This window comes from Bradyrhizobium sp. TM102, from assembly GCF_009176685.1.
In the GTDB taxonomy this organism is placed as follows: domain Bacteria; phylum Pseudomonadota; class Alphaproteobacteria; order Rhizobiales; family Xanthobacteraceae; genus Bradyrhizobium; species Bradyrhizobium ottawaense.
Genome location: NZ_AP021855.1, coordinates 6,337,819 through 6,364,106, shown reverse-complemented (window position 1 = coordinate 6,364,106; position 26,288 = coordinate 6,337,819). Strand labels below are relative to the sequence as shown.

Below are 26,288 nucleotides of genomic sequence, written 5' to 3'. Positions count from 1 at the left end.
CTTAGACGTCGTCCCAAGGATTGAGCAGCGGGACGCCCGTAGGTTCAAAGTCCCCCACATTACGCGTAACGACGGTCAGGCCGTGGACAAGCGCGGTGGCTGCAATAAGGGCGTCGCGTTCGGCCCGCGGATTGGGAACGTGAAGTTGGGCACAACGCTGCGCCACGGCCGTATCGATAGCCAGGATCCGCCCTTCGAAGCGGGCCAGAATGTGATCGTCGATCCAGGCGCGCAGGACAGCACCTTGCACCGCGTCTTTGCGCTCGATCAGGCGCGCGCCAAGTTCAATTTCGAGAATCGAGATGGCGGACATGAAGAAATTCGCCGCGGGCGCTGTATTGGCCCAAGCAAGCACGTTGCGATCAGCCTTATCCGGCCGCCTCAGTTCGGAAATGACGTTGGTGTCCAGCAGAAACATCAGTCGAGATCGGCTGGCCTGGAGATTCCGCCGGTGATGCGAGGCGGATCGAAATCGAAGTCCGCGTTCGCCTGTGCCAAAGCTTCGGCAAGGCTCATGTGCCCACCGCTCAGGCGCAGATAGTCTTCGATGCTCAGCAGGACATGGGCTGGACGGCCGCGGTCGGTGATGAAGACGGGCCCCTTTGATGCTGCTTTCTTGGCGCCGCTCGTATCCTGATTGAACTCTCGGCTGGTCAGGGTGGTGACCATCGTTCGCGCCTCCTCGCCTGCGTTGGGGTAAATTATATGTAGGTATGTTGCTACATTCAAGTTTCCGATCAGATGAAGCGGTGCGGTGCACCCCCCGTGCCTCAAAACTTGTCCGCTCTCCGCTGATTTCTCCGCCGTATTGGCGCTGAAAAAGTTTCGCTTTCACTTCCTTTCATCCTATCTTTCGTCTTGCTTTCGTTTTTCGGTGTGATCTAATCAGAAACGAAAGTAGCCGCTCGACGGAACGAGCGGTCGCCGGGGGATGCGTCTGTTGGAGCGTATTTTCGACCTCGCCATCATTGGAGGCGGTGTTAATGGCTGCGGCATCGCGCGCGACGCGGTGGGCCGCGGCAACACGGTTTTCCTGTGCGAAATGAACGATTTGGCGAGCGGGACGTCGTCCTGGTCGACCAAGCTGGTGCATGGCGGCCTGCGCTATCTCGAATATTACGAGTTTCGCCTCGTTCGCGAGGCGCTGATCGAGCGCGAGATCCTCTGGGGCATCGGGCCCCACATCATCCGCCCCTTGCGTTTCGTATTGCCGCATCACGCCGGTCTGCGCCCCGCCTGGCTGCTGCGGCTCGGCCTCTTCCTTTATGATCACATCGGCGGCCGTCATCTGTTGCCGGCGACCCGCTCGGTCGATCTGCGGCGTGACGAGGTCGGCAAGCCGCTGATCCCGAATCGCTACAGTCGCGCCTTTGAATACTCCGACTGTTTCGTCGATGACGCCCGCCTCGTCGTGCTCAATGCACGCGATGCCGCCGACAAGGGCGCCGAGATCCGCACCCGCACCCGCGCAACGGATATCAAGCAGTCCGACGGCCTCTGGACCGTGAGCATGGTCAACACGCTGACCGGTGAGCGCTCGCAGGTCCAGGCAAAGGCTCTGGTCAACGCCGGCGGCCCCTGGGTCGAGGACGTGCTCGGCCGCGGCGCCGGTGTCAACGCGAAAGCCAAGGTGCGCCTGGTGCAGGGCTCGCACATCGTGGTCAGGAAGCTCTACGACCACGACCGCGCCTACATGTTCCAGAACGCGGACGGCCGCATCATCTTCGTGATTCCGTACCAGGACGATTTTACGCTGATCGGCACCACGGATCGCGACTATGACGGCGATCCCGCCAAGGTGAAGGCGACGGCGGAGGAGATCCAGTATCTCTGCACCGCGGCGAGCGAATATCTGGCAAAGCCCGTGACCCCGGACGACGTGGTCTGGACCTATTCCGGCGTGCGGCCGCTCTATGACGACGGCGCCAGCGAAGCCAAGGCCGCGACGCGCGACTACGTGTTCGAGCTCGACACGCCCGGCGGCGTGCCGCTGCTGTCGATCTATGGCGGCAAGATCACCACCTATCGCCGCCTCGCCGAGGAAGCGCTGGAGCGGCTCGCGCCCTATCTTCGCAGCGCAAAAGCGCGGGAAGGGTGGACCGGCAAATGGCCGCTGCCCGGCGGCGACATGAATGTGTCCGACATCGACGGCCTGATCGCCGAGCTGCAGCGCGGTTATCCCTTCCTCAGCCACGAGCACGCCAGGCGGCTCGCGCGCGCCTATGGCACCAAGGCCATCAAGCTGCTCGGCGACGCCAAATCATCGGCCGATCTCGGCCAGAGCTTTGGCGCGACGCTGACCGAGCGCGAGGTCCGCTACCTCATGGCCAACGAATGGGCCGTGACCGCCGAGGACGTCGTCTGGCGCCGTTCCAAGCTCGGCCTGCGACTATCTGCCGATGAGATTGCTGCGCTTGACGACTGGATCAGGACCCACGCCGTGCCGCAAAGTCCTCTGCTGGAAGCGGGAGGACGCTCATGACCGTGACGCTCGATCACGTGACCCGAACCGTCGAGGGGGTCCAGCATATCCGCGACGTCTCGCTGACGCTCGAGAGCGGAACGCTGAACGTGCTGCTCGGGCCGACGCTGTCGGGCAAGACCTCGATCATGCGGCTGCTCGCCGGCCTCGACAAGCCGACCTCGGGCAAGGTGCTGGTCAACGGCAAGGACGTTACCGGCGCCGACGTGCGCCAGCGTTCGGTCGCGATGGTCTACCAGCAGTTCATCAACTACCCCTCGCTCACCGTCTACGAGAACATCGCCTCGCCCCTGCGCGTGCAGGGCAAGCCACGCGACGAGATCGAGACGCGGGTGGCGGAGGCCGCAAAACTGCTGCGGCTCGAGCCGTTTCTGAAGCGCACGCCGCTCCAACTCTCCGGCGGCCAGCAGCAGCGCACCGCGATCGCGCGCGCGCTGGTCAAGGGCGCCGATCTCGTGCTGCTCGACGAGCCGCTCGCCAATCTCGACTACAAGCTGCGCGAGGAGCTGCGCGCCGAGCTGCCGCGCATCTTCGAGGCCTCGGGCGCGATCTTCGTCTATGCCACCACCGAGCCGACCGAGGCGCTTTTGCTCGGCGGCAACACGGTGTGCATGTGGGAAGGCCAGGCGCTCCAGATCGGCGAGACCGCCAATGTCTACCGCCGGCCGCAGACGCTGCGCGTTGCTCAGGTGTTTTCCGATCCGCCGCTCAATCTCGTCGGTATCGAGAAGAAGAGCGGCTCCGTTCAATATGCCGGCGGCACCGCTTCGCCTGCCTCCGGCCTTTATTCAGGCCTTGCCGACGGCGCCTATCGCGTCGGTTTTCGCGCGCATCAGCTCGCGCTCGCCAATGGCGAGGCTGATCGTCATGCCTTCCATGCCACTGTCACGGTGACCGAGATCACCGGTTCGGAGAGTTTCGTGCATCTGACCCGCGAAGGATCGAACTGGGTGGCGGTGCTGCACGGCGTTCACGAGTTCGAGCCCGGCCAGATGCTCGATGCCGTGCTCGATCCGAATGATGTCTTCGTGTTCGACGCTGCCGACCGGCTGGTCGCAGCACCTGGATCGTAGGAGGGGATGCGCCATGGCCCGCATTGACCTCGTCGATCTCGCCCATTCCTACGGCGGCAATGATGCGCCGCAGGACAGTTTTGCGCTGAAGCCGGTGACCATGACCTGGCGGCAGGGCGGCGCGTATGCGCTGCTTGGTCCGTCCGGCTGCGGCAAGACCACGCTGCTCAACGTCATCTCCGGCATCATCACGCCGTCGCGAGGGCAAATCCTGTTCGACGGCAAGGACATCACACCTCTGTCAACCCAGAAGCGCAATATCGCGCAGGTGTTCCAGTTTCCGGTGATCTACGACACCATGACGGTCGGACAGAATTTGGCGTTTCCGCTGAAGAACCGCGGCGTGCCGAAGGCCGAAATCGACAAGCGCGTCGCCGAGATCGGCCGCCTGCTCGATCTCGAACCCTATCTAAACCGCAAGGCGACGCGGCTGACCGCTGACGCCAAGCAGAAGATCTCGCTCGGCCGTGGCCTCGTCCGCTCCGACGTCGCCGCCGTGCTGTTCGACGAGCCGCTGACGGTGATCGATCCCGAATTGAAATGGCAGCTCCGCTCCAAGCTGAAAGCGCTGCACCGTGAGCTCGACCTCACAATGATCTACGTCACCCACGACCAGACTGAGGCGCTGACCTTCGCCGACACCGTCGTCGTCATGCATGACGGCCGCGTGGTGCAGAGCGGTACGCCTGCCGAGCTGTTTGACAAGCCGGCGCACACCTTCGTCGGCTATTTCATCGGCTCGCCGGGCATGAACATCCTGCCGGCCGAGGTGAGGGGGCGCGAGGCGCGCATCGGCGGTCACGTCATCGCGCTGAACCGTGCCTACGACAATCTGCCTGTCGGCGCGAAGATCGAGATCGGCGTCCGTCCCGAATTCGTGGAGGTCGTGGCCCCCGCGCCCGGCCTGCTCACCGCGAAGATCGAGCGCCTCGACGATCTCGGCCGCATCCGTTTTGCGCGCGCTCGCTTGGGTGATGCAAAGCTCGCGGCGCGCGCGCCCGCGGGATTCACCAGCTCGGATGGCATGGCCGGACTGAAATTCGATCCGTCGCACGTCCACGTCTATGCCGACAGCCTTCTGGTGGAGGGGGCCGCCTGATGGACAAGACCGTCAACCAAAAAGCCTGGTTCCTGGTGCTGCCGGTGTTCCTGGTCGTCGCCTTCTCGGCGGTGCTGCCGCTGATGACGGTGGTGAACTATTCGATGCAGGACACCTTCGGCAACAACCAGTTCTTCTGGAACGGCGTCGGCTGGTTCAAGGAATTGCTCGATCCGTCGACCGATCTCGGCGGCCGCTTCCTTGCCTCGCTCGGACGCAATCTGTTCTTCTCGCTGGTGATCCTCGCGATCGAGGTGCCGCTCGGCATCGTCGTCGCGTTGTCGATGCCGCGCGAGGGCTGGACGGTGGCGGCCTGCCTCGTGATCCTCGCACTGCCGCTGCTGATTCCGTGGAACGTGGTCGGCACGATCTGGCAGATCTTCGGGCGTCCCGACATCGGGCTGCTCGGCTACGTCCTCAATGCCGCGGGCATCGACTACAATTACGTCTCCAACGACATCGACGCCTGGGTCACCGTCATCGTGATGGACGTCTGGCACTGGACCAGCCTCGTCGCGCTGCTCTGCTATGCCGGCCTGAAATCGATTCCCGAAGCCTATTACCAGGCCGCCCAGATCGACGGTGCCTCGCGCTGGGCCGTGTTCAAGGCGATCCAGCTGCCGAAGATGAACCGGGTGCTGTTGATCGCCGTGCTGCTCCGCTTCATGGACAGCTTCATGATCTACACCGAGCCGTTCGTGGTCACCGGCGGCGGGCCCGGCAACTCCACCACCTTCGTGTCGATCGAGCTCGTCAAGATCGCGCTCGGCCAGTTCGACCTCGGCAAGGCCGCGGCGCTGTCGCTGGTCTACAATCTGATCATCCTGATCGTCTGCTGGATCTTCTATACCGTCATGACCAATGCCGGCGCCGAGCGGAAGGTTCAGGCCGAAAGTGAGCCGGCGGCGGAGCCGAAGCCTGCGGCCGCGCTCAAGCCCGTGACCGCGCTCAAGCCAAAGGAAGGAGTGGCCTGATGCATTCGATTCCCGGCCGCCGCCTCATCATGGGGCTGTTCCTGATCTTCCTGCTGCTGCCGATCTACTGGCTCGTCAACATGAGCTTCAAGACCAACAGCGAGATCGTCTCGACGATGACGCTGTGGCCGCATACCCCGACGCTGCAGCACTACAAGCGCATCTTCACCGACGAGAGCTGGTATTCCGGCTACATCAACTCGCTGGAATATGTCGTTCTCAACACCATCATCTCGATCTCGGTGGCCTTGCCTGCGGCCTACGCCTTCTCGCGCTACCGCTTCCTCGGCGACAAGCATCTGTTCTTCTGGCTCTTGTCGAACCGCATGGCGCCGGCCGCGGTCTACGCGCTGCCGTTCTTCAACCTTTATTCGGCGATCGGCCTGTTCGATACGCCGTGGGCGGTCGCGCTCGCGCATTGCATCTTCAACGTGCCGCTGGCGGTGTGGATCCTCGAGGGCTTCGTCTCCGGCGTGCCGCGCGAGATTGACGAGACCGCCTTCCTCGACGGCTATTCCTTCCCGCGCTTCTTCATCAAGATCCTGGTGCCGTTGATCGCGAGCGGCATCGGTGTCGCCGCCTTCTTCTGCTTCATGTTCTCCTGGGTCGAGCTTCTGCTTGCGCGCACGCTGACCTCAGTGTCGGCCAAGCCGATCGCGGCGATCATGACCCGCACGGTATCGGCATCGGGCATGGATTGGGGCCTCTTGGCAGCGGCCGGCGTGCTCACCATCATCCCGGGCGCGCTCGTGATCTGGTTCGTCCGCAACTACATCGCGAGCGGTTTTGCGCTCGGTCGCGTGTAAGGAGGCATCAATGGAATCCATCGCATGGATGGCCTGGACGCTGCCGACGGCGATCTTCTTCGCCGCGCTCGCCTGCACGCTCGCCGTGATGACGTGGCTTGCGGCGGTCTATCCCGAAGCCGAGCGCGTCGGCGTGCTCCGAATTCCGACCACGCGCGGCGACCGCCTGTTCATCTCGCTGATATCGGCGGCGGTCATCCACCTTCTCTGGATCGGCTTCTTCGGCACCGATGCGATCGCAACGCTGCCGATCGGCGAGGAGGGCGTTGAAATCTCGCGCCTGTGGCTCGCAAGTGGAATTTCGCTGGTCACGGCCGTGCTCATTTTTCGCACGGTCTGAAGCTCGCGAAGGGACGGCCAGATCCGGGGGCAATCCGGGTCTGTATAAAAGTTTGTCGCTGCAACGGAGGAACAACATGCGACAGTTTAGGAGAAGGAAAGGTCCATTGGCCAAGAATAGCTTTCTGACCATGTCCAGCGCCGCCGCCATCATTGCGGTGTCGTTCGCCGTCTCGGCGCCGGTCCGCGCCGCCGACGACGCCGTGATCCAGAAGTGGATCGCGGAATTCACTCCCTCGACGCTGTCGAAGGAAGACCAGAAGAAGGAGCTGGAGTGGTTCGCCAAGGCCGCCGAGCCCTTCAAGGGCATGGAGATCAACGTCGTCTCCGAGACCATCACGACCCACGAATACGAGTCGCAGACGCTGGCCAAGGCGTTCTCCGAGCTCACCGGCATCAAGCTCAAGCACGACCTCATTCAGGAAGGTGACGTCGTCGAGAAGCTGCAGACCCAGATGCAGTCCGGCAAGAACGTCTATGACGGCTGGATCAACGATTCCGACCTGATCGGCACGCATTTCCGCTACGGCCAGACCGTCGTGCTCTCGGACTACATGACCGGCGAGGGCAAGGACGTCACCGATCCCATGCTCGACGTCAACGACTTCATCGGCAAGTCGTTCACCACGGGGCCGGACGGCAAGCTCTATCAGCTGCCCGACCAGCAGTTCGCCAACCTCTATTGGTTCCGCTACGACTGGTTCACCAACGCCGACTACAAGGCCAAGTTCAAGGCCAAGTATGGCTACGAGCTCGGCGTGCCCGTGAACTGGTCCGCCTATGAGGACATCGCCGAGTTCTTCACCAACGACATCAAGGAGATCAACGGCGTCAAGGTCTACGGCCATATGGACTATGGCAAGAAGGACCCCTCGCTCGGATGGCGCTTCACCGACGCCTGGCTGTCGATGGCCGGCAACGGTGACAAGGGCATTCCGAACGGCCTGCCTGTCGACGAATGGGGCATCCGCATGGAAGGCTGCCGTCCGGTCGGCTCCTCGGTGGAGCGTGGTGGCGACACCAACGGTCCCGCCGCGGTCTACTCGATCACCAAGTACCTCGAGTGGCTGAAGAAGTACGCGCCGCCGCAGGCGCAGGGCATGACGTTCTCCGAAGCAGGCCCGGTGCCGGCGCAGGGCAACATCGCCCAGCAGATGTTCTGGTACACCGCTTTCACCGCCGACATGGTGAAGCCGGGCATCGCCGTGATGAACGCGGACGGTACGCCGAAATGGCGTATGGCCCCCTCGCCGCACGGTTCGTACTGGAAGGAAGGCATGAAGCTCGGCTACCAGGACGCCGGCTCCGTGACGCTGCTGAAGTCGACCCCGGCGGATCGCCGCAAGGCGGCCTGGCTCTATCTCCAGTTCATCATCTCGAAGTCGGTGAGCTTGAAGAAGAGCCATGTCGGTCTCACCTTCATCCGTGAATCCGACATCTGGGACAAGTCGTTCACCGAGCGTGCGCCGAAGCTCGGCGGCCTGATCGAGTTCTACCGCTCGCCCGCGCGCGTGCAGTGGACCCCGACCGGCAACAACGTGCCCGACTACCCGAAGCTCGCGCAGCTGTGGTGGCAGAACATCGGCGATGCGTCGTCCGGTGCGAAGACCCCGCAGCAGGCGATGGACGCGCTGGCCGCCGCTCAGGACTCCGTCATGGAGCGCCTGGAGAAGTCCGGCGTGCAGGGCGCCTGCGGTCCCAAGCTGCACAAGAAGGAGACGGCCGAATACTGGTTCGCCAAGGCCCAGAAGGACGGCACGATTGCTCCGCAGCGCAAGCTCGCCAACGAGAAGCCGAAGGGCGAGACCGTCGACTACGACACCCTGATCAAGTCGTGGCCGGCCACCCCGCCCAAGCGCGCGGAAGCGAAGTGACGTCGTGAGACGTCATGGCCGGGCTGGACCCGGCCATCCATCAAAATCGAAAGGCCGGGAGCGATCCCGGCCTTTTTGTTGTGAGCCACTCTGTTCACCACACCGTCATTGCGAGCGCAGCGAAGCAATCCAGAATCTTCCGGCGGAGGCAGTCTGGATTGCTTCGTCGCCAGCGCAAAATTGCTTCGCAATTTTGTCGCCGGCTCCTCGCAATGACGGCGGAGAGCGCGAAGCCTTACTCCGCCGGCTCGGCCGCCAGCGTCGGGTAATCCGTGTAACCCTTCGCGCCGCCGCCGTAGAACGTGTTCTTGTCCCAGTCGTTCAGTGCTGCGCCCTGCTTCAGCCGCTCGACGAGGTCGGGGTTGGAGATGAAGGGCTTGCCGAAGGCGATGAGGTCGGCCGCATTGGTGTCCAGCACCTTGGTGGCGAGACCGAAATCGTAGCCGTTATTGGCGACATAGGCGCCGGCAAAGCGCTTGCGCAAGGATGCATAATCAAACGGCGCGATGTCGCGCGGGCCGCCGGTGGCGCCTTCGACGACATGGAGATAGACCAGCTTCAGCGCGCTGAGGCCGTCGACGATATGGTCGTACAGGGCTTGCGGGTTGGAATCCGAGATATCGTTGGCCGGCGTCACCGGCGAGATGCGGATGCCGGTACGGTCGGCACCGGCCTCGGCCACCACGGCCTTGGACACCTCCAGCATCAGCCGCGCGCGGTTCTCGATCGAGCCACCATAGGCGTCGGTGCGCTTGTTGGCGCCGTCCTTGGCAAACTGCTCAAGTAAATAACCGTTGGCGCCGTGAATCTCGACGCCGTCGAAGCCGGCCTCCAGCGCGTTCTTCGTGGCGCGCTTGAAATCGTCGATAATGCCGGGGATTTCGGCGAGCTCGAGCGCGCGCGGTTCGGAGACGTCGGCGAAGCCGCCGTTCACGAAGGTCTTGCCCTTGGCGCGGATCGCGCTCGGTGCCACAGGGGCTGCGCCACCCGCCTGCAGATCGACATGCGAGATGCGGCCGACATGCCAGAGCTGGATGAAGATCTTGCCGCCGCGCGCGTGCACCTTGTCGGTGACCTTGCGCCAGCCGGCAACCTGGTCCTTGGAATAGATGCCGGGCGTGTCCTGGTAGCCCTGGCCCTGCTGCGAGATCTGGCTCGCTTCGGTGATCAGGAGCCCTGCGGAGGCGCGCTGGCCATAATAATCGGCGGCGAGCGCACCAGGCACGAATGTGCCGGGCACGGCTCGGTTGCGCGTCAGCGGCGCCATCACCAGGCGGTTGGCCAGCGTGATCGGGCCGAGCTTATAGGTCTCAAACAATTTGGTCGAACGGCTCATGGGGAATGCTTCCAGGGGTGTGAGGTCCCGAACACTTGTGCATCGCGACATCGGGCGCAAGGGAGAAGCCATACGGAAAGTGCAGGCGAGCTACGCGACGGGGCCCGCGTAGCATAATTCATGTGCGATTTTGGCCGTGACAGTGGATTACGACCGCCACGGCCGTGCAATTTCGCAAATCAGTTCGCGCCCATGAAATCCCGCTTGCCGATCTCGACGCCGTTGTGGCGCAAAATGCCGTGGGCGGTCGTGGCGTGGAAATAGAAGTTCGGCAGCGAGAACGCGCTGAGGAATTGCTGGCCCTTCATGGTGATGGATTTGTCGGGGCCGGCGGGGAAGGTGACGTCCTTGGTCTCGGCACCTTCGAACTGCTCGGGCTTGAACGACTTCACATAGTCGATGGTCTTGGCCAGCCGCTGCTTCAATTCCGCAAAGCTGGTCTCGGTGTCGGGTGTCGAGGGCACCTCGCTATGGGTCAGCCGGGCGCAGCCCTTGGCGGCGAAATCGCTGACGAGCTGGACCTGCTTCGACAGCGGCAGCATGTCCGGGAAGAGCCGCGAGCCGAGCAGGACGCTGGGATCGATCTTCCTGGCCGCGCAATGCGCCTCGGCTTTGGTGAGCAGGCCGGTGAGGCTGTTCAGCATTTGCAAATAGGCGGGGACGGCCGCGTCGTAGAGGGACATGTGATGCTCGCTTGTGAATGGGAAATCTCAGGAGAAAACCTGAGCTACTCACATGGGAGGCTCACGGAAAAATACAATCGCGGGAAGCCGCTTGTGCAGTGCGAAAATTCTACCTCACCATCCCCGCCGGCTGCGCCTGCGCCGTGGCGCCGCGCATGCGCGCCAGCAGGTCGGCGGTCGGCCAGGAATCGGCCGGCAGGCCGTGCTTGATCTGCATCGCCTTGACGGCCGCGCGGCTCTGCTGGCCCAGCACGCCGTCGACCTTGCCGACATTGAAGCCGGCACGCACGAGCAGTTGCTGCAATTCCTTGAGCTCGTTGAACGGCAGCTGCGCCACCGGCGCCATCAGCTTGCGCATCGGCGCGGCACCTGCAATGCGCGAGGCGAGATAGCCTGCGGTGGTCGAATAGATCAGCGAGTTATTCCACTCGGTGTAGGCCGCGAAATTCGGGTACGCCATGAAGGCCGGACCATTGCGTCCCATTGGCAGCAGCACGGAGGCTGCGAGATTGTCATTCGGCAGCGGCCGGCCGTCGGGATAGGTGACGCCAAGCTGCGCCCATTTCGAGCGCGGCTCTCGCACCGTGAGGTCGGTCTGCTCCCACGGCAGGTTTTGCGGCACCTTGATCTCTTCCAGCCACGGCTCGCCGCGCCGCCACTTCAGGCCGTTGGCAATGTAGTTCGCGGTCGAGCCGATCACGTCGGCTGGCGACCGCAACAGATCGCGCCGTCCGTCGCCGTCATAATCGACGGCGTAGTTGACGTAATGCACAGGCAGGAACTGGGTCTGCCCGAGCTCGCCGGCCCACGAGCCGATCATCTCGTCGGGATGCAGATCGCCGCGGTCGATGATCTTCAGCGCGGCGATGGTCTCGCCCACGAACATTTCCGAGCGCCGGCAGTCATAGGCCAGCGACACCAGCGATTTCAGCGTCGGCAGATTTCCCATGTTGGCGCCGAAGTCGCTCTCCAGCCCCCAGAACGCGGCGATCACCGCGGGCGGCACGCCATATTCCTTTTCGGCGCGTGCGAACGCGGCGGCGTATTGCTTGATGTGCTGCTGCCCGTTCTGCATGCGATAGGGCGCCGCCATGCGTCCGGCGAATTCGGTGAAGAGCTGGCCGAACACGCGCTGGCCGCGGTCGCGGTTGACGATGCCCTGGTCGTAGACGAGGTACGGCGAAGCCTCCGCGATCGTCCGCTGCGATACGCCGGCGGCCACAGCCTGTTGCTTCACGTCGGCGAGAAAGCGATCGAAGTTCGCACCGTTATGGCACGACGCCGCACGCGGCGAGGCTGCGGTGGTCCTGGGCGCCACGGGTTTGGCGGGCGGCGGCGCGAACTGGGCGGAGGCGGTGGCGGAGCATGCGAGGAGCGCGACGGCCGCGATCAGAAATCGGGTCTGGACCATTGGGGTTCCGGCGGGGAAGGGGCAGGCGTGGATTCGCCCGAAGTTTAGGTGAAGTGATGGCCTCAGGCCATCCTTTCCGTCCCATGCCAGCATACGGAATGCGAGTGGATGCCGGCCTAGCCGAACAGCCGCATCAGCAGCGCTTTCCCGACCGGGAGCGCCCTGACGCCCTGATAGGCGCGAACATACTCGCCAGCATAGAACGCCCTGATCGCATGCACGCGTGTATCCATGCCTTCCTCGAAACGCACCGCGAATCCATCCGCGGTCCGCCGCACCACGACCGCGGCGATCGGGCGGCCATAGATCCGGCATTCGATCGCGCTGCCGGGGTGCGGCGGATCGGGATCGATCAGGCGGGCGCCGGTGATCGAGATGTCGGCGAGCCGCGCGAGATGCGACTTGCCTTGCTGGCGCAGCAGCACCGTCTCATTGCGATCAAAACGCTCCGCCTTGCGCTTTCGCGGTTGCTCGATGCAGACGAAGCAGACCACTGTGAGGATGAACGCGTTGTAGAGGCTCCAGGTCAGAGCCAGCCCGCCGTAGGCGATGTTCTCGCCGCGCAGGTGCAGGATGAAGGCATAGGCGATGGCTGCGAGCGTGACGAGAAGCGCGGTGCCATAGAGCCGCAGCAGCGGCCATTCGACAAATCTCCTGTCCCGGTCCCCGCCTTTCGCCGTGACCTTGAACTTGTGTCCTTTCGGCCTCAGTAGACCGGTTGCCACCGCCCTCAGCACTGCGGGCGCGGCGATGAGTTGCGACACGTCCGTCATCATGGCCAGCGAGCGGCCGTGCGACAGCCAGGCCATGCTGAGGCTGTGCCAGACATAGAACGGCAGAAAGAACCGGAGCAACTCGGTCAGGTCGGCCCGGACCGCCTTGATGCCGAAGAGCAGGAACAGCCAGGGCACCACGAGGCCCGCCACCTTCGACGTGTAGACCGCGGACCAGCTCATGAAAGCATCGACCAGCGAGAGTCGGTCGATGAAGGAGAGCTTCGACTCCCTCGACAGCGGTCCGCTGCGGCCGCGCACGATTTGCATCAAGCCGAGGCACCAGCGGGCGCGCTGGGTGATGTATTCCTTCAACCCTTCCGGCGCGAGCCCGATCGTCAGCCGCTCGTTGAGATAGATCGTGTTGAGGCCGCGTTCCTTCAGGCGAAGGGTGACGAGATAGTCTTCCGTGACGGAATCGGTCGGAAATCCGCCGATCCGCACCAGTCCGTCGTAGCGAATGAGTGAGGAGGTGCCGCAGCAGAATGCGACGCCCCAGGCGTCCTTCGCCGGCAGCAGGATGTCGAAGAAGAAGCGTTGCTCGTCCGGCCAAACGTCGGTTGCAGCAAGGTTGCTCTGGATCGGGTCGGGATTGATGAAGTGCTGCGGCGTCTGCACCACCCCGACCGAAGCATCGTCCATGAGCGAGATGGTCCGCGCCAGGAAGTCGGGCCGCGGCACGAAGTCCGCATCGAGGATGGCCACGAATTGCGGCGGCTTCGGCATCGCACCGACATGTCGGAGCGCGTGATTGATATTGCCGGCCTTGGCGTGATGGTTGTCGGGCCGCGTGAGATAATGGCAGCCGAGTTCACCCGCGAGTCGCCGCAGCCAGGGCCGTCGGCCGTCGTCGAGCACCCAGACGCGGTAGTTGCCGTACGTCATGCCGGTCGCGCCGATGATCGTGCGCTCGAGGATCGATCGTTCCTCGTTGTAGGTGCAGATGAAGACGTCGATCAGCGGCGCGCCGGGATTGAAGGCGCGGCTATCGATCCTGGCTGATCTGGAACGATCGATTGTTCGGCTCAGGAACAGCAGAGACAACGTGACCGCGACGAGCGAGGCCGCTTCCAGCAGCATGAAGGGATAGCCGATCACGGCATCCGCGGTCAGATGCGGCGGCGGGAGAGTTGCTGTGACGCGCCAATGGAGATAGCGGAGCAGGAAAACGACTGACACGATGGCCAGGAACGAGCGTGCCATCGTGCTGTCGCGCCTGAGCAGCGGTACGATCGCCATGAAGGCGCCGAGCGCAATCAGGCCGGGCGTCAGCGCCGTCGTCACGGCGCGGTCTCTTGCCTTGCAAACACCACGCGGCCGGTGCGTCCCACCGTGCAGGCGTGGGCAGCGCCATCACCGAGCGCAACGGTCACGCGATAGGGCTCCTTGCTCAGCGCGTCGGGATTGATGGCGAGATTGGCGGGCGCGCCGGCGGCGCCGGTCAGGTTGACCACGGTGCCGGAAATCGCTGCGCCGCCGTCGTTCGGCTCGAAGGTAGCGTGGTCGCCGAGCTGCAAACGGTTGTAGACGCTCTCGGTGACGTTCGCGGTGATGACGGCGCCGCTGCAATCGAGCACCTTGAGCAGCGGTTGGCCGGCTTGCACGTCCTCGCCCGGCGAGGTCATCATCTCCCAGACGCGCCCTGTGACGGGTGTCGTGATGTTGGCTTCGGACAGATCGGCGAAGCGAATCTCTTCGGTGATGATCTCGCTGGCGAGCCAGGCGATCTCGGTGTCGGTGCGTGCGAGGTCAGCGTCGAGGTCGCCGGCACGCTGGCGCATCTCTTCCTCGCGCTGCACCGAGCTCGGCCGGTCGTTGTAGCTGTCGCCGAGGAAGGAGCCGTTCCGTGCCGCGGCAAGCTCGACCTTGGCCGCGTCCAGCCGCTTTCGCGCACCGAGCTCGGTCTGCTGCGATACGGAAAGCTCGCGCGTCAGCCGTGCCAGCTCGACGGTCGAGACGTTGCCGGATTTCGCCAGCGAGGATGCGCGCTCGACTGCGGCACTGGCTTCCTCCCGCCGCGCTGCCGCGGCCTCGATCGAGGTCTGGATCTCGGCGATCCGGGCCTCGAGCTGGAGCACGCGCCCGTCGCGGAATTGCGTCGCCTGCCGCGCCAGGTCCTTTTGCGCTGCCTGGGCCGAGGCAAGCTTGGCGGCAAGGCTCGGCCGCTCGTTCTCCAGGCGCGATTTCTGCCGCCGGAGATCGTCGAGCCGGGTGCGATCGCCGCGCGGGTTGACCACGCGCAGGACCACGGTCCCGGCGTCGAGCCTGGCCTGATCGGTCAAGCGCTGCGCGGCTGCCACACGGCCTCCGATCGGGGTGCGCAGGGTGACGAGGCGGGAATTCAACACGGCCTCGACGCTTGAATACTCCCAGACCGCGCGCAGCGGCAGCCAGCCGAAAATGGCGATGAGGGCAAGTCCGATCGCGATCTTCGCGCCGCGCCTCAGACGTGGCCAGCGCCGCTGCGATTCCGGCTGTGTCTGCGCATCGGGCGCGGGGCCGGGCTCGTCATTGGCGAACATCTGCTCGTACAACGCCTCCTGCAAACCCTTCGCGTCAGTCCTCGCGTCAGTCCTCGCGTCGATCTTGGCGTCAGTCTTGGCGTCGTGAGGGGAGGGAGCAGATGCGGGATCGACGGAGGCGGCGCTCGAGCGGTCCATCATGACGGTCACCTTGCTGACGGGGTGCCAACGGAACCGGTCAATGCGCCGCGACCGCGCGGCGTGCCCGGTTACCACGAATTAAGCCGCGATTGCGCTTTCCAGGTTGCTAAACTTATGCGGGTGTTTTTGCGCAAATCCCGCTCAAGCTTTAGCGGCACGGGAAAGGCTGACGCCGCAATGGATGTGCGGCCGGGCGACGCACGAACCTTGCGGTGGCAGGCAGCATTCATACCTCCGGGGTGCCGGCCAGAGGTTCGCCCGCGGCCGCCTTGGGAGACGGCCATGAACTATTTTCGTACCGCTATGCTGCTCGCAGGCCTCACCGCCCTGTTCATGGGCGTGGGCTATCTGATCGGGGGTGCCTCCGGCGCCATGATCGCGCTGGTCATCGCCGCGGCAACGAATCTCTTCACCTACTGGAACTCCGACCGCATGGTGCTCTCGATGTACGGTGCCCATGAGGTCGATCGTTCGACCGCCCCGGAGCTGGTCGGGTTGGTCGCGGAACTTGCGGGCCGGGCAGGCTTGCCGATGCCGCGCGTGTTCCTGATGGATGAGGTGCAGCCCAACGCGTTCGCGACCGGCCGCAACCCGCAAAACGCCGCCGTCGCCGTCACCACAGGCCTGATGCGCCAGCTCAGCCGCGAGGAGCTCGCCGGCGTGATCGCGCACGAGCTCGCCCATATCAAGAATCACGACACGCTGCTGATGACGATCACTGCGACCATTGCGGGCGCGATCTCCATGCTGGCGCAGTTCGGCATGTTCTTCGGCGGCAACCGCGAGAACAACAATGGTCTCGGCATCGTCGGCTCGATCCTGATGATGATCCTCGCCCCGCTCGGCGCCATGCTGGTGCAGATGGCGATCAGCCGCACCCGCGAATATGCCGCGGACAATCTCGGTGCGCGCATCGCGGGGCAGCCGATGTGGCTGGCTTCCGCCCTGGTGAAGATCGAGGGCGCCGCGCATCAGGTGCCGAACTATGAGGCCGAGCGAAACCCCGCGACCGCGCACATGTTCATCATCAATCCGCTGTCGGGCCATGGCGTGGACAATCTGTTCGCCACCCATCCCTCGACGCAGAACCGCATCGCGGCGCTTCAGCAGCTCGCGGCCGAGCTCGGCACGCGGCCGGCGCCGTCGGTTGGCGCCAACGAGAACTATCCCCCGCGCAGCCCATGGGGGCGCTCGTCCTCGCGTGGTCCTTCACGCGGCCCCTGGGGCTGATACGGAACCTGCGGCAATTTGCGGTCGGCTTTGTGACCTGGCGCACACAGGATCGTCGGAGCCGGTGTTAAGACCCCGGCGAGACACTTCCTTCGAAAGGGGATGCGTGACCGGCTCGCTGCCGGCCACCGTCGAAGATGACCAGAGCTGCCGTACCATTGCTGATCGTCCTGTGCGTGCTCGTCGGCCTGTCCACGCACATGGTCGTCAATTGCGGCGACGAGGACGATCCCGATATCTGCTCGGCCGTGATCGGCTTCTCGCCGCTGCGCGGCTCGCTGATCGCCTTTGCCTATGAGGGGCGCGGACGGATCGCGCTGCGCCATGGCGACTTCAGGCGGGCAGTCGCCGATTTCGACGAGGCCATTCACCTCAATCCCAATCGCGCCTCGCTCTATCGCGACCGCGCGCTCGCGCGCCGTCAGAACGGCGATCTTGAACTCGCCATCGCCGACTATGACGAGGCGATCGCGCATGATCCCAAGCGCGCTGCGCCCTATCACCAGCGCGGTCTCGCGCTCGCCGCCACGGGCGATCTCGACCGCGCGATTCTGAGCTACAACACGGCGGTCCGCCTCGACCCCTCGGATGCGCAGGCCCGCCTCGACCGTGGCCTTGCGTTCCTCGCCCGCGGCCAGGCCGACGATGCGCGCGCCGATTTCGAGGCGGCGCTGGCGCTGCCCGCCGGCAAGGACGGCCGCACCCGAGAAGCCGCGCGCGCCAGGCTCGCCGAACTCGCCAGCGCCGAGCCGACGCAGGTGTCAGTGCCGAGGCGGTGAGGGGGCTCTATCCACCGAATCCTGGAATCGTAGGGTGGGCAAAGGCGCCCTTGCGCCGTGCCCACGATCTCTACAATACGGCAACAGACGCGTGGGCACGCTTCGCTTTGCCCACCCTACGGCGCCGATTGTGCGGAGGGATACTCCTCATCCGCCTACTTCGCCTTCTTGGCTTTGGCCTTCTTCGCCTTCGCGGCCTTCTTCGCCGGCTTCTCTCCGTTCGCCTTCTTCTCGACCTTCGCCGCCAGCGGGGTGCTGGCGGCAAGCCGCATTGACCGCGCGTAGCTGTCGGCGACGTTGTCGGCGGACATCTGCAGGCGCTTGGCGGCGGCGGTGGCCTGCTCCATGGTGGCCTTGGCCATCATCTTGAAGCGGTCGCCGGTCTCCTTGCCCTTGGCCTTGGCCGCCAGGCCGTTGAAGCGATCCCGCCGCTCTTTTGCGCGGGTCATCAGGCCCGTATGCAGTTGTCTGGCCAGTTGCCGGATCACGACATCCAGGTCGGCGTCCGCCATGTTGTTCTATCCTCTTCGAAAAATGGGTCTCGATGCGGGCGGGACTATGCAGATCGGGCCCCGCCTTGGCAATTCCCGCCTGGGCGTCATCCGCAGCTTCCGGCCTGCGAAACAAAAAAGCCGCGCATTTCGCGCGGCTCTTTGGCTGATTTGGCTAAGGCAGCTCTACGTTCGCTTCACTTCAGCGAGGCGACCGGGCCGTTTGCCGTCGCCGGCTCCGGGTCGAAGCCGAACACGCCGACCAGGTACTTGTAATAGTCCGGCATCTTCTCCTTGAGCGTCTCGCGCGACTTCGGATCGTGGAATTCGCTCTTTCCGGCCAGGAAGATGCTGGCGGTCACGGCGAAGAATTCCATGGGATTCTTCAACGCATAGGATTCCTTGGGGAGCAAGTCCTTGGACTTGGCAAGGGCGAAGTAGGCGATCACGCCCTTGTTGGCGTAGCCGTCCGGCAACAGCCGCGCGTGATAGGCGTGCAGGAGCTCGTGCAGCAGCACCGCCTCCTTTTCGTAGCGCATCATGTCCGGCCGCAGCATGATCACGCCGAGGCCCGAATCGACCGCGAGGTCGACGGCGTTCGGATTGGTCCAGCGCTGCTTGTCGTGGTCCCAGACCGTCAGCGTCCGCGGTACGCGGCGTTCGACGTTGGGGGCGATGCGGCCGTAGCAGGCGGTGGCGGCGCCTTCGTCGAGGCAGGCGAGCTCGCTGGCGATGATCGGCACGGTGCGGAAGAAGCGCAGCACGCGCGGCGACAGCCCGGCCGCCTCGACCGTGTCGATCTGGCCCTTCAGATTGTCGGTGAGCTTATCGACATCCTTACGATCGGAGTTCTCCGACAGGTCGAACATGTAGCCGCGATAGCTCTGGAAGCCCGGCGGCAGCGACTGCGCTGCATCGGCATCGAGCGATCCGGCTTGGGATGGATTGGCGAAGAGCGCGCCGACAATGGTTGCGGTCAGCAGCAACGCAATGCGCATGATGAACCCCCTGATGTCACTTCGCCCGGCAGAATAGGCCACCGTTGTTTGCGAAAAGTGAGTGGGGCAAGACTAAGGCACCGATGTTGAGGCGTGCTTAATCGGTGGTTGCAGATCGCTGCGGCAGATTAGTGCGGGGTTAACCAAGGAGGGTATCCGGGCCCGGCGCTTCGGCGTAACATCCGGTTCGGGCACAAAGCCCACATCAATAGCCGGGAGGAGGAAGTTATGTATGCCGCCATCCGTCAGGCCAAGGCAAAGAGCGGGAGCGCGGAAGAGCTGGCGCGCCGCATCAAGGACGGCGCCGTTCCGATCATCAGCGACGTCGACGGTTTCCGCGCCTATTACGTCGTCTATGCCGGCGACGACACGGTGACCGCGATCTCGATCTTCGACAAGTTCGAGCAGGCGGAGGAGGCGAACCGGCGCGCGATCGCCTGGATCGAGAAGGATCTCGGGCCGTTGCTTGCGGGCCATGCGAGCGCGGCTGCGGGGCCGGTGATCGTGCATACGCTGGCGTAGGGCCTTGTTTGCGATAGTGGCGAGCAGCGGCCGCATATTCGGTCGTCATGCCCGGGCTTGTCCCGGGCATCCACGTCTTTCCTCGCACGCTGAAGCGCGTGGATGGCTGGGTCAAGCCCGGCCATGACGGAGGAGAGAGTGCCCCTCACAACTCCCGCGCATTCGAGAACGCGAAGCTCGACACCCGCCGCGTCGTCTCGTCCAGGATGAGCGTGCGTGTGATCGGCGGCTCGGCGCGCTGGGCGCAGTTTTCGCGCTCGCACAGGCGGCAGTTGACGCCGATCGGCGTGCCTTCGGTTTTCTCCAGGTCGACGCCGGCGGCGTAGGTCAGGCGCGCGGCGTGACGGATCTCGCAGCCGAGCCCGATGGCGAAGCGCGGCTGCGGCAGCGGGTGCGGCGCAACGGGGCGGCGCACCATCTGCGCGATCGAGAAATAGCGCGTGCCGTCGGACAGCTCGATCACCTGCTTGAGCAGGCGATCGGGCGTATCGAAGGTCGAGTGCACGTTCCACAGCGGACAGGTGCCGCCGAATTTCGAGAACGGGAAGGTGCCGGAGGAAAAACGCTTGGAGACGTTGCCGGCATTGTCGACGCGGAGCAGGAAGAACGGGATGCCGCGCGCGTTCGGCCGCTGCAAAGTGGTGAGCCGGTGGCAGACCTGCTCGAAGCCGGAATTGAAGCGCTGCGCCAGCACGTGGATGTCGTAGTTGAGCGCCTCGGCAGCAGCGAGGAATGCCGGATAGGGCATCATGACAGCGGCGGCGAAGTAGTTGCCGAGCGTGATGCGGAACAGCCGGCGCGGGGCGTCCTCGAGCGGGCCGGCGCGGCCGATGATGGTCTCCAACTGCTGCGCGCATTCGCCGAGGCCCAGCTGGAAGGCCAGCTGGAAGGCGCGGCCGGGCGGGTCGACCAGCTCCGAGATCAGGAGCTGGCGGCGGTGGCGGTCGAAGCGCCGGAGCGTCTCGCGCATCACGTCGACAGGCATGATGCGGGTCTGGACCGAATGCTTTTCGCGCAAACGCGCGGCCAGCGCCGCATAGAGCCCTTCGGCCGGCACGTTCAGCTCGTCGCGCAAGGCTTCGGCGGCCTGCTCGAGCTCCGGAAAATAGTTGCGGTTGGCCTCGATCAGCTCGCGCACGCGCTCGACCGGATTGGTCTCGTAACGCGTGCCGACGTCGCGGTCGGCCATCTGGGCCGCGGCCAGCGTCTCGCCCTGGCGCGCCTCGGTATAGGCCGCGTAGAGCCGCTGCAGCGCATGGGTGACGCCGGGGCAGAGTTCGGCGAGGTCGCGCAGCTCCTGCTTGGGAACGTCGATCTGGCGGAATAGCGGATCGGAGAAGATCTCGTTCAGCTCGGCGAAGAATCGGTCCTCGTCGGCGGTCGCAAGGTCGCGCAAATCGAGGTCGTAGGTCTCGGCCAGCCGCAGCAGGATCTGGGCGGTCACCGGGCGCTGGTTCCGCTCGATCAGGTTGACGTAGCTCGGCGAGATCCCGAGGCCTTCGGCGATCTGGGTCTGGGACAGCCCCAATTGCTGCCGAATCCTTCGGAAGCGCGGGCCGACGAAGAGTTTCTTGCCGGATTCGGCGGCCATATCTCAGATCTCCGTGCACATGAAGGACAGCTTGACTGACCTATATTTTTTACAAACTTTACAAAATAACATCTGTTACATGTTCTGATGTTACATGACATCACCAATAAAAAACAAGCCATCTATACGAAGTTTCTGTTTTCGCGTTTAGCTCCTGACACGCATCTCGCAATGCATTGTCAAGAATGTCGATGGCCAGCTATCGGTCATCGTCAGCGAAAGGATAGGCACATGAATTACCAGCCCCGCGGCATCAACGCGCTTCAGCGCCCGGCCTCGTATCAAGACGAGATCAAGGCGGCCCAGGCGCTCCTCGAGACCCAGCCGACCTGGAACGGGGTGTCGGCCGAGGCCGTCGCACGCATGCGCCTGCAAAACCGCTTCAGGACCGGCCTCGACGTCGCCCGCTACACCGCGGCGCTGATGCGGGCCGACATGGCCGCCTATGACAACGACCCCACCAAGTACACCCAGTCGCTGGGCTGCTGGCACGGCTTCATCGCCCAGCAGAAGCTGATCTCGGTCAAGAAGCATTTCGGCGGCAAGACCGATCGCACCTATCTGTACCTCTCGGGGTGGATGATCGCGGCGCTGCGCTCCGAGTTCGGCCCGCTGCCCGACCAGTCCATGCACGAGAAGACCTCGGTGCCGGCGCTGATCGAAGAGCTCTACACCTTCCTGCGCCAAGCGGACTCGCGTGAGCTCAACGACATCTTCCGCCTCCTCGACAAGGCGCGCAAGGAAGGCGACAAGACCCGCGAGAAGGAGCTGATCGCGAAGATCGACGGCTTCCAGACCCACGTCGTACCCGTCATCGCCGACATCGACGCCGGCTTCGGTAACGCCGAGGCGACCTATCTGCTCGCCAAGAAGATGATCGAAGCGGGCGCCTGCGCGCTGCAGATCGAGAACCAGGTCTCGGACGAGAAGCAGTGCGGCCACCAGGACGGCAAGGTCACCGTGCCGCACGAAGTGTTCATCGCGAAGATCCGCGCCTGCCGCCACGCCTTCCTCGAGCTCGGCGTCGAAGACGGTGTCATCGTGACCCGCACCGACTCGCTCGGCGCCGGCCTGACGCAGCAGATCGCCGTCAGCCACAAGCCCGGTGACATCGGCGACCAGTACAACAGCTTCCTCGATTGCGAGGAAATCACCGCGGAGAACGCCCGCAATGGCGACGTCATCATCAACCGCAACGGCAAGATGATGCGTCCGAAGCGGCTGCCCTCCAATCTGTATCAGTTCCGCCCGGGTACCGGCGAAGACCGCTGCGTGCTCGACAGCATCACCTCGCTGCAGAACGGCGCGGACCTGCTCTGGATCGAGACCGAGAAGCCGCATATCGAGCAGATCGCCAAGATGGTCGATCGCATCCGCAAGGTCATTCCGAACGCGAAGCTGGCCTACAACAACTCGCCGTCCTTCAACTGGACGCTGAACTTCCGTTGGCAGGTCTACGACGCGATGAAGGAAGCCGGCAAGGACGTCAGCAAGTACAACCGTGCCGAGCTGATGAAGCCGGAATACGACGATACGCCGCTGGCGAAGGAAGCCGACGAGCGCATCCGTACCTTCCAGGCGGATTCGGCCAAGCGCGCCGGCATCTTCCATCACCTGATCACGTTGCCGACCTATCACACGGCGGCGCTCTCGACCGACAATCTGGCGAAGGAATATTTCGGCGACCAGGGCATGCTCGGCTACGTCAAGAACGTCCAGCGCCAGGAGATCCGTCAGGGCATCGCCTGCGCCAAGCATCAGAACATGGCCGGCTCCGACATCGGCGACGACCACAAGGAATACTTCGCCGGCGAGGCTGCCCTGAAGGCGGGCGGCGTCCACAACACGATGAACCAGTTCGGCTAACGCAGCACGCTATTGGACAGGAGACTGACAATGACCAAAGGCAGCAATTTCTGGGTGATCGGCGGCGAGTTCGGTTCGATGAACTTCCACAAGCTCGTGGAAGGCTCGGCCCAGGTGCAGGGTCCGTTCAAGACCCGCAAGGAGGCCGAGGACGCCTGGCGCACGGTCTCGGAAGAGAACCGCCACAAGGCCGGCGTCCGCTTCTCCATCGTGGAAGAGCCGTCGCGCGTCTCGGCCTAAGGGCTTGGCTGCCGACCTGAATTAAGAAGACGTCCAAGGACGGATGGTCCCATCCAGGCTCTGCCTGGGTGGGATCGTCTGTTTTTGGCACAGGTCAATCGCCTGTGGGCGCCGTAAGTATCTGGAATTATGGACCCTTTGCGGGCCTCAAGGTTGCTGATAGGTTAATGGAGGAAAGTCGAGGACGAGGCCGACCATGTCAGAGCCCGAGACCAGCGGGACCCATCCCGGCCAGCCGCGCCCGGTGCGGCTGCGCGATGCGCTGCTGCGCGCGCGGATCGAGGCCGCCGACCGAACGGGCGTCGTCGTCGATCTCCGGGACGCCGAGGTGGCGCGGCTCGAGATCCTCAACGACGCGCTCGATCCCCTGTTCGCGCAGGTGCCTGACAGGATCGATCTGTTCGACCGCGGCATCAGCCAGGGCGATACGCCCAGACTCTGGATCGACGTCGTCGCCCACATCGTGATGGGGCGCGACAAGCGGATGTACCGCTTCGTTCAGGACACACGCTTTGGCCGCATCGTGCTCGCCGAATCGCACGACACCACTGTGATCGTCGAGGCCGTCACCGACTATGTCGCGCGCCGCATGGTCGAGCGCGAGCATGCGATGGTGGTCCCGCCCGAACCGAAGCCCGCGGTCGCGCCTCCGCCGCGCCGCTCGCGCCTGTGGCCGTTCGTCTTCGGCTTCGTGCTCGGCGCCGCCGCCTTGTTCGGCCTCGCCGTGCTGGCGGCCTTGCGGAGCTGGTGAGGTATTCTCCGCCGTCATTCCGGGGCGCGCCAAAGGCGCGAGCCCGGAATCCATTCATCCACCAATTCTGCGGCCCGATGGATTCCGGGCTCGCGCATCGCGCGCCCCGGAATGACATCGAACTAGATCAGCCTCACATGCTTGATCTGCCCCATCTGAAATCCCGCCCCGAGGCTCCGCACCGTTTGCTCGCAGCGCCAGCCGGCATTGTCCTTCTCGATTCTGAAAAGATTATAGGCCGCCGCCGGGTAGCGCCCGTGCGCGAGCGCGGAGGCCGAGGGCACGCCGAGCGCGGGAATGTTGCCGTTGGGACCCTCGAACCACATCGTCGAATGAATGTGGTCGTGCCCGTGCAGGATCAGTTCGACGCCGTGGCGCTTGAGCAGCGCCAGCAGCGCGGCCGAATCTGTCATCCGCTTCTGCCGTGCATCGGACTTCAGGGGATGGTGCACCAGGAGCACGCGGAAGACGTCCTCGGCCGCGAGCCGTTCGAGCATTGCTGCAAGAGAGTCGAGTTGATCGCGCCCGAGCGTACCCGTCGCCATCAGCGGCAGGGTCGGCACCGCCGTGGACAGGCTGATCAGCGCGAGCGGCCCGCGCCGGCGCACGGATGGAAAGCCGATGCCGCCGTCGTCGCCGGCGAGATACGGCGCAAACGTCTCGCCGAAACGATGCGACGTGGCGCGGACATAGGCGTCGTGATTGCCGGGAATCGTGGTGACGCGGTCGGGCGGGCCGACGCCCTCGAGCCAGGCGCGGGCAGGGGCGAACTCGGCTTCCAGCGCGAGGTTGACGAGATCGCCCGTCACCGCGATGTGGTCGGGCGCCTGCGCCTTCATGTCGGCGACCAGCGCATCGAGCACCTCGCGACGCTGGTACTTGTGGCGGTTGCGCGTCCAGTTGACGTAGCCGAGCACGCGCTTGCCGGCGAGCTCGATCAGCCGCGGTTTCGGCAAGGGCGCTAGATGCGGATCGGACAGATGGGCGAGCGTGAAGGGGGCCAGCGTGTTGGGAGTCATGGCGTGCGATTGCCTCGCTATTGCTCCGTTGTAATGGCAAGGTCGCGGGGACTGTGCAAGCGGGGCCGGGACAGCGGCCTCAAGGAAGCCTGATGGGAGATCGTCTGGACCGTATTCGACGAAAATTCGAGCCGCTGCTGCGGCGAGTCTTCCACGCCTATTTCCTTATCGTTCGCGGTATGACGCTCGGCGTCCGCGCCGTGGTGCTGGATGCCGAGAATCGGGTGTTTCTGGTCAGGCACAGCTACGTCAGCGGCTGGTACCTGCCCGGCGGCGGCGTCGACCACGGCGAGACCATGGAGCAGGCGATGCGGCGCGAGCTCAAGGAGGAGGGCGATATCGACCTCACTGGCGAGGCCGTGCTGCATGGCATCTTCCTCAACAGCCACGTTTCCCGCCGCGACCACGTAGCGGTCTACGTCGTCAGGCAGTTCAGGCAGGACCGCCTGCCCGAGGCCAACCGCGAGATCGTCGAATGCGGGTTCTTCGCTGTCACGGCGCTGCCCGACGGCACCACGCGAGGGACGCGGCTGCGGATCGCCGAAGTGCTGGACGGCCGGCCAATGGTTGCGACGTGGCGCTGAGGACGGCCTGTGCGAGTGCGTCAGAAGTTGTAGTTGAACGAGTGCAAGCCGAGGGTTTCAGAACACCTCTCCCGTCGACCTTGAAAAGGAGCTGAGCGCCTTGTTGCCCGATGGACCGCGCTGCGTTCAGGTGCTATCCCGCGATTAACATGACCGATCTCTCACTGACCATCCTCCCCGAGGCCGCTGGCGATGCCCAATCGATCGAGCGGCTGCACGAACGCACCTTCGGTCCCGGCCGCTTCGTGCTCAGCGCCTACAGGATCCGCGAGCACGTCGACCATCTGCTCGAATTGTCCTTCACCGCGCGCATCGGCACGCTGCTGGTCGGCTCGGTCAGGCAATTGCCGGTCCTGGTCGGCGAGACGCCGGCGCTGCTGCTCGGCCCGCTGACGGTCGAGCCGCCATTCCGCGGCCGCGGTGTCGGCCGTCTGCTGATGGAGCGCGCGCTAAAGGATGCGAAGGCGAAAGGTCACCGCCTCGTGCTGCTGGTCGGCGACGAGCCCTATTACAGCCGCGTCGGATTCAAGCCGGTCCCGAAGGGCCGCGTCACCATGCCTGGCCCGGTCGACGCCGCCCGCATCCTGGTGTTCGAGCTCGTCCACGGCGCCTTCGAAGGCGTGTCGGGCCCGGTCGACCCGGACTGGAGCAAGGCGCGGAAGTAGTTCGGGCTACCACTCTGTGCACTACGAGACGACAGCGGC

General features: G+C 64.4%; 26 protein-coding genes. 15 read left to right on the top strand and 11 right to left on the bottom strand.

The window, feature by feature from the left end; translation table 11 throughout:
• Nucleotide 1 precedes the first annotated feature (1 nt).
• Nucleotides 2–418 (bottom strand): type II toxin-antitoxin system VapC family toxin, encoded by a 417-nt coding sequence (locus GDN70_RS30200; protein ID WP_038948341.1) that lies wholly within the window; start codon nucleotides 416–418, stop codon nucleotides 2–4.
• On the bottom strand, nucleotides 418–669 hold the full coding sequence (locus GDN70_RS30195) for a type II toxin-antitoxin system Phd/YefM family antitoxin (RefSeq protein ID WP_028141741.1): 252 nt from the start codon (nucleotides 667–669) through the stop codon (nucleotides 418–420). Before GDN70_RS30195 ends, GDN70_RS30200 begins: the two co-directional genes overlap by 1 nt.
• 262 nt (nucleotides 670–931) lie before the next feature.
• Here GDN70_RS30195 and glpD point away from each other — a divergent pair, with 262 nt between their 5' ends.
• The 7 genes from glpD to GDN70_RS30160 all read left to right on the top strand — a co-directional run bounded on the left by glpD (nucleotide 932) and on the right by GDN70_RS30160 (nucleotide 8,647).
• Nucleotides 932–2,482, top strand: a complete 1,551-nt coding sequence (gene glpD / locus GDN70_RS30190; RefSeq protein WP_028141740.1) for a glycerol-3-phosphate dehydrogenase — start codon at nucleotides 932–934, stop codon at nucleotides 2,480–2,482.
• Entirely contained in the window at nucleotides 2,479–3,555 is a 1,077-nt protein-coding gene (locus GDN70_RS30185) for an ABC transporter ATP-binding protein (RefSeq protein ID WP_028141739.1), read from the top strand. The genes glpD and GDN70_RS30185 overlap by 4 nt, the downstream gene beginning before the upstream one ends.
• Before the next feature lie 13 nt (nucleotides 3,556–3,568).
• On the top strand, nucleotides 3,569–4,654 hold the full coding sequence (locus GDN70_RS30180) for an ABC transporter ATP-binding protein (protein WP_028141738.1): 1,086 nt from the start codon (nucleotides 3,569–3,571) through the stop codon (nucleotides 4,652–4,654).
• Entirely contained in the window at nucleotides 4,654–5,628 is a 975-nt protein-coding gene (locus GDN70_RS30175) for a carbohydrate ABC transporter permease (RefSeq protein WP_028141737.1), read from the top strand. Before GDN70_RS30180 ends, GDN70_RS30175 begins: the two co-directional genes overlap by 1 nt.
• On the top strand, nucleotides 5,628–6,434 hold the full coding sequence (locus GDN70_RS30170) for a carbohydrate ABC transporter permease (protein ID WP_018323268.1): 807 nt from the start codon (nucleotides 5,628–5,630) through the stop codon (nucleotides 6,432–6,434). The genes GDN70_RS30175 and GDN70_RS30170 overlap by 1 nt, the downstream gene beginning before the upstream one ends.
• 10 nt (nucleotides 6,435–6,444) lie before the next feature.
• The gene (locus GDN70_RS30165) at nucleotides 6,445–6,774 is read left to right on the top strand and encodes a DUF2160 domain-containing protein (RefSeq protein ID WP_018323269.1); all 330 of its coding nucleotides are present in this window, start codon (nucleotides 6,445–6,447) and stop codon (nucleotides 6,772–6,774) included.
• A gap of 130 nt (nucleotides 6,775–6,904) precedes the next feature.
• Nucleotides 6,905–8,647 carry an ABC transporter substrate-binding protein gene (locus GDN70_RS30160; protein WP_026202903.1) on the top strand — a complete coding sequence of 581 codons (1,743 nt, stop codon included), beginning with the start codon at nucleotides 6,905–6,907 and terminating at the stop codon, nucleotides 8,645–8,647.
• 235 nt (nucleotides 8,648–8,882) lie between these two features.
• On the opposite strand, the gene GDN70_RS30155 is transcribed toward GDN70_RS30160, so the two are convergent.
• The 5 genes from GDN70_RS30155 to GDN70_RS30135 form a co-directional block, all read right to left on the bottom strand.
• Nucleotides 8,883–9,983, bottom strand: coding sequence for an alkene reductase (locus tag GDN70_RS30155; protein ID WP_028141736.1), 1,101 nt, complete (start codon nucleotides 9,981–9,983; stop codon nucleotides 8,883–8,885).
• Between the two features lie 179 nt (nucleotides 9,984–10,162).
• Nucleotides 10,163–10,666: a DUF1993 family protein gene (locus tag GDN70_RS30150; protein ID WP_028141735.1), complete on the bottom strand. Its 504-nt coding sequence runs from the start codon at nucleotides 10,664–10,666 to the stop codon at nucleotides 10,163–10,165.
• Between the two features lie 109 nt (nucleotides 10,667–10,775).
• The gene (locus GDN70_RS30145) at nucleotides 10,776–12,077 is read right to left on the bottom strand and encodes a lytic murein transglycosylase (protein ID WP_028141734.1); all 1,302 of its coding nucleotides are present in this window, start codon (nucleotides 12,075–12,077) and stop codon (nucleotides 10,776–10,778) included.
• A 116-nt stretch (nucleotides 12,078–12,193) separates the two neighbouring features.
• Nucleotides 12,194–14,134 (bottom strand): glycosyltransferase, encoded by a 1,941-nt coding sequence (locus GDN70_RS30140; protein ID WP_028141733.1) that lies wholly within the window; start codon nucleotides 14,132–14,134, stop codon nucleotides 12,194–12,196.
• On the bottom strand, nucleotides 14,131–15,513 hold the full coding sequence (locus GDN70_RS30135; protein ID WP_097668767.1) for an HlyD family secretion protein: 1,383 nt from the start codon (nucleotides 15,511–15,513) through the stop codon (nucleotides 14,131–14,133). The genes GDN70_RS30140 and GDN70_RS30135 overlap by 4 nt, the downstream gene beginning before the upstream one ends.
• A gap of 282 nt (nucleotides 15,514–15,795) precedes the next feature.
• Here GDN70_RS30135 and htpX point away from each other — a divergent pair, with 282 nt between their 5' ends.
• Both htpX and GDN70_RS30125 read left to right on the top strand, forming a co-directional pair.
• Complete coding sequence (gene htpX, locus GDN70_RS30130; RefSeq protein ID WP_028141731.1) at nucleotides 15,796–16,743, top strand: zinc metalloprotease HtpX; 948 nt, start codon at nucleotides 15,796–15,798, stop codon at nucleotides 16,741–16,743.
• Between the two features lie 137 nt (nucleotides 16,744–16,880).
• Nucleotides 16,881–17,522, top strand: coding sequence for a tetratricopeptide repeat protein (locus GDN70_RS30125; protein ID WP_028141730.1), 642 nt, complete (start codon nucleotides 16,881–16,883; stop codon nucleotides 17,520–17,522).
• 155 nt (nucleotides 17,523–17,677) lie between these two features.
• On the opposite strand, the gene GDN70_RS30120 is transcribed toward GDN70_RS30125, so the two are convergent.
• Both GDN70_RS30120 and GDN70_RS30115 read right to left on the bottom strand, forming a co-directional pair.
• Complete coding sequence (locus tag GDN70_RS30120) at nucleotides 17,678–18,034, bottom strand: hypothetical protein (protein WP_038972165.1); 357 nt, start codon at nucleotides 18,032–18,034, stop codon at nucleotides 17,678–17,680.
• A gap of 176 nt (nucleotides 18,035–18,210) precedes the next feature.
• Nucleotides 18,211–19,011 (bottom strand): hypothetical protein, encoded by an 801-nt coding sequence (locus GDN70_RS30115; RefSeq protein WP_038972164.1) that lies wholly within the window; start codon nucleotides 19,009–19,011, stop codon nucleotides 18,211–18,213.
• A gap of 228 nt (nucleotides 19,012–19,239) precedes the next feature.
• Here GDN70_RS30115 and GDN70_RS35245 point away from each other — a divergent pair, with 228 nt between their 5' ends.
• A complete protein-coding gene (locus GDN70_RS35245; RefSeq protein WP_014497428.1) occupies nucleotides 19,240–19,533 on the top strand; it encodes an antibiotic biosynthesis monooxygenase in 294 nt (97 codons plus the stop codon).
• Between the two features lie 145 nt (nucleotides 19,534–19,678).
• Here GDN70_RS35245 and GDN70_RS30105 read toward each other — a convergent pair whose 3' ends face one another.
• Nucleotides 19,679–21,124 (bottom strand): short-chain fatty acyl-CoA regulator family protein, encoded by a 1,446-nt coding sequence (locus GDN70_RS30105; protein ID WP_028141728.1) that lies wholly within the window; start codon nucleotides 21,122–21,124, stop codon nucleotides 19,679–19,681.
• A gap of 231 nt (nucleotides 21,125–21,355) precedes the next feature.
• Here GDN70_RS30105 and GDN70_RS30100 point away from each other — a divergent pair, with 231 nt between their 5' ends.
• The 3 genes from GDN70_RS30100 (at nucleotide 21,356) to GDN70_RS30090 (ending at nucleotide 23,981) form a co-directional block, all read left to right on the top strand.
• Complete coding sequence (locus GDN70_RS30100) at nucleotides 21,356–22,990, top strand: isocitrate lyase (RefSeq protein WP_028141727.1); 1,635 nt, start codon at nucleotides 21,356–21,358, stop codon at nucleotides 22,988–22,990.
• A 30-nt stretch (nucleotides 22,991–23,020) separates the two neighbouring features.
• The gene (locus GDN70_RS30095) at nucleotides 23,021–23,230 is read left to right on the top strand and encodes a hypothetical protein (RefSeq protein WP_018323282.1); all 210 of its coding nucleotides are present in this window, start codon (nucleotides 23,021–23,023) and stop codon (nucleotides 23,228–23,230) included.
• 196 nt (nucleotides 23,231–23,426) lie between these two features.
• On the top strand, nucleotides 23,427–23,981 hold the full coding sequence (locus tag GDN70_RS30090) for a hypothetical protein (protein WP_028141726.1): 555 nt from the start codon (nucleotides 23,427–23,429) through the stop codon (nucleotides 23,979–23,981).
• Between the two features lie 122 nt (nucleotides 23,982–24,103).
• Here GDN70_RS30090 and GDN70_RS30085 read toward each other — a convergent pair whose 3' ends face one another.
• Nucleotides 24,104–24,985 carry a metallophosphoesterase gene (locus GDN70_RS30085; protein ID WP_152103757.1) on the bottom strand — a complete coding sequence of 294 codons (882 nt, stop codon included), beginning with the start codon at nucleotides 24,983–24,985 and terminating at the stop codon, nucleotides 24,104–24,106.
• 107 nt (nucleotides 24,986–25,092) lie between these two features.
• Here GDN70_RS30085 and GDN70_RS30080 point away from each other — a divergent pair, with 107 nt between their 5' ends.
• Together GDN70_RS30080 and GDN70_RS30075 are read left to right on the top strand one after the other, a co-directional pair.
• Complete coding sequence (locus tag GDN70_RS30080; protein WP_038948327.1) at nucleotides 25,093–25,584, top strand: NUDIX domain-containing protein; 492 nt, start codon at nucleotides 25,093–25,095, stop codon at nucleotides 25,582–25,584.
• Nucleotides 25,585–25,733: 149 nt separating this feature from the next.
• Complete coding sequence (locus GDN70_RS30075) at nucleotides 25,734–26,249, top strand: GNAT family N-acetyltransferase (RefSeq protein WP_152103390.1); 516 nt, start codon at nucleotides 25,734–25,736, stop codon at nucleotides 26,247–26,249.
• Nucleotides 26,250–26,288: the final 39 nt, after the last annotated feature.

What these genes read in the sequence shown, in the direction of transcription:
- GDN70_RS30200 (WP_038948341.1), bottom strand. Translation starts at nt 418, where the DNA reads ATGTTTCTGCTGGACACCAACGTCATTTCCGAACTGAGGCGGCCGGAT.
- GDN70_RS30195 (WP_028141741.1), bottom strand. Translation starts at nt 669, where the DNA reads ATGGTCACCACCCTGACCAGCCGAGAGTTCAATCAGGATACGAGCGGC.
- glpD (WP_028141740.1), top strand. Translation starts at nt 932, where the DNA reads ATGCGTCTGTTGGAGCGTATTTTCGACCTCGCCATCATTGGAGGCGGT.
- GDN70_RS30185 (WP_028141739.1), top strand. Translation starts at nt 2,479, where the DNA reads ATGACCGTGACGCTCGATCACGTGACCCGAACCGTCGAGGGGGTCCAG.
- GDN70_RS30180 (WP_028141738.1), top strand. Translation starts at nt 3,569, where the DNA reads ATGGCCCGCATTGACCTCGTCGATCTCGCCCATTCCTACGGCGGCAAT.
- GDN70_RS30175 (WP_028141737.1), top strand. Translation starts at nt 4,654, where the DNA reads ATGGACAAGACCGTCAACCAAAAAGCCTGGTTCCTGGTGCTGCCGGTG.
- GDN70_RS30170 (WP_018323268.1), top strand. Translation starts at nt 5,628, where the DNA reads ATGCATTCGATTCCCGGCCGCCGCCTCATCATGGGGCTGTTCCTGATC.
- GDN70_RS30165 (WP_018323269.1), top strand. Translation starts at nt 6,445, where the DNA reads ATGGAATCCATCGCATGGATGGCCTGGACGCTGCCGACGGCGATCTTC.
- GDN70_RS30160 (WP_026202903.1), top strand. Translation starts at nt 6,905, where the DNA reads ATGTCCAGCGCCGCCGCCATCATTGCGGTGTCGTTCGCCGTCTCGGCG.
- GDN70_RS30155 (WP_028141736.1), bottom strand. Translation starts at nt 9,983, where the DNA reads ATGAGCCGTTCGACCAAATTGTTTGAGACCTATAAGCTCGGCCCGATC.
- GDN70_RS30150 (WP_028141735.1), bottom strand. Translation starts at nt 10,666, where the DNA reads ATGTCCCTCTACGACGCGGCCGTCCCCGCCTATTTGCAAATGCTGAAC.
- GDN70_RS30145 (WP_028141734.1), bottom strand. Translation starts at nt 12,077, where the DNA reads ATGGTCCAGACCCGATTTCTGATCGCGGCCGTCGCGCTCCTCGCATGC.
- GDN70_RS30135 (WP_097668767.1), bottom strand. Translation starts at nt 15,513, where the DNA reads ATGATGGACCGCTCGAGCGCCGCCTCCGTCGATCCCGCATCTGCTCCC.
- htpX (WP_028141731.1), top strand. Translation starts at nt 15,796, where the DNA reads ATGAACTATTTTCGTACCGCTATGCTGCTCGCAGGCCTCACCGCCCTG.
- GDN70_RS30125 (WP_028141730.1), top strand. Translation starts at nt 16,881, where the DNA reads ATGACCAGAGCTGCCGTACCATTGCTGATCGTCCTGTGCGTGCTCGTC.
- GDN70_RS30120 (WP_038972165.1), bottom strand. Translation starts at nt 18,034, where the DNA reads ATGGCGGACGCCGACCTGGATGTCGTGATCCGGCAACTGGCCAGACAA.
- GDN70_RS30115 (WP_038972164.1), bottom strand. Translation starts at nt 19,011, where the DNA reads ATGCGCATTGCGTTGCTGCTGACCGCAACCATTGTCGGCGCGCTCTTC.
- GDN70_RS35245 (WP_014497428.1), top strand. Translation starts at nt 19,240, where the DNA reads ATGTATGCCGCCATCCGTCAGGCCAAGGCAAAGAGCGGGAGCGCGGAA.
- GDN70_RS30105 (WP_028141728.1), bottom strand. Translation starts at nt 21,124, where the DNA reads ATGGCCGCCGAATCCGGCAAGAAACTCTTCGTCGGCCCGCGCTTCCGA.
- GDN70_RS30100 (WP_028141727.1), top strand. Translation starts at nt 21,356, where the DNA reads ATGAATTACCAGCCCCGCGGCATCAACGCGCTTCAGCGCCCGGCCTCG.
- GDN70_RS30095 (WP_018323282.1), top strand. Translation starts at nt 23,021, where the DNA reads ATGACCAAAGGCAGCAATTTCTGGGTGATCGGCGGCGAGTTCGGTTCG.
- GDN70_RS30090 (WP_028141726.1), top strand. Translation starts at nt 23,427, where the DNA reads ATGTCAGAGCCCGAGACCAGCGGGACCCATCCCGGCCAGCCGCGCCCG.
- GDN70_RS30080 (WP_038948327.1), top strand. Translation starts at nt 25,093, where the DNA reads ATGGGAGATCGTCTGGACCGTATTCGACGAAAATTCGAGCCGCTGCTG.
- GDN70_RS30075 (WP_152103390.1), top strand. Translation starts at nt 25,734, where the DNA reads ATGACCGATCTCTCACTGACCATCCTCCCCGAGGCCGCTGGCGATGCC.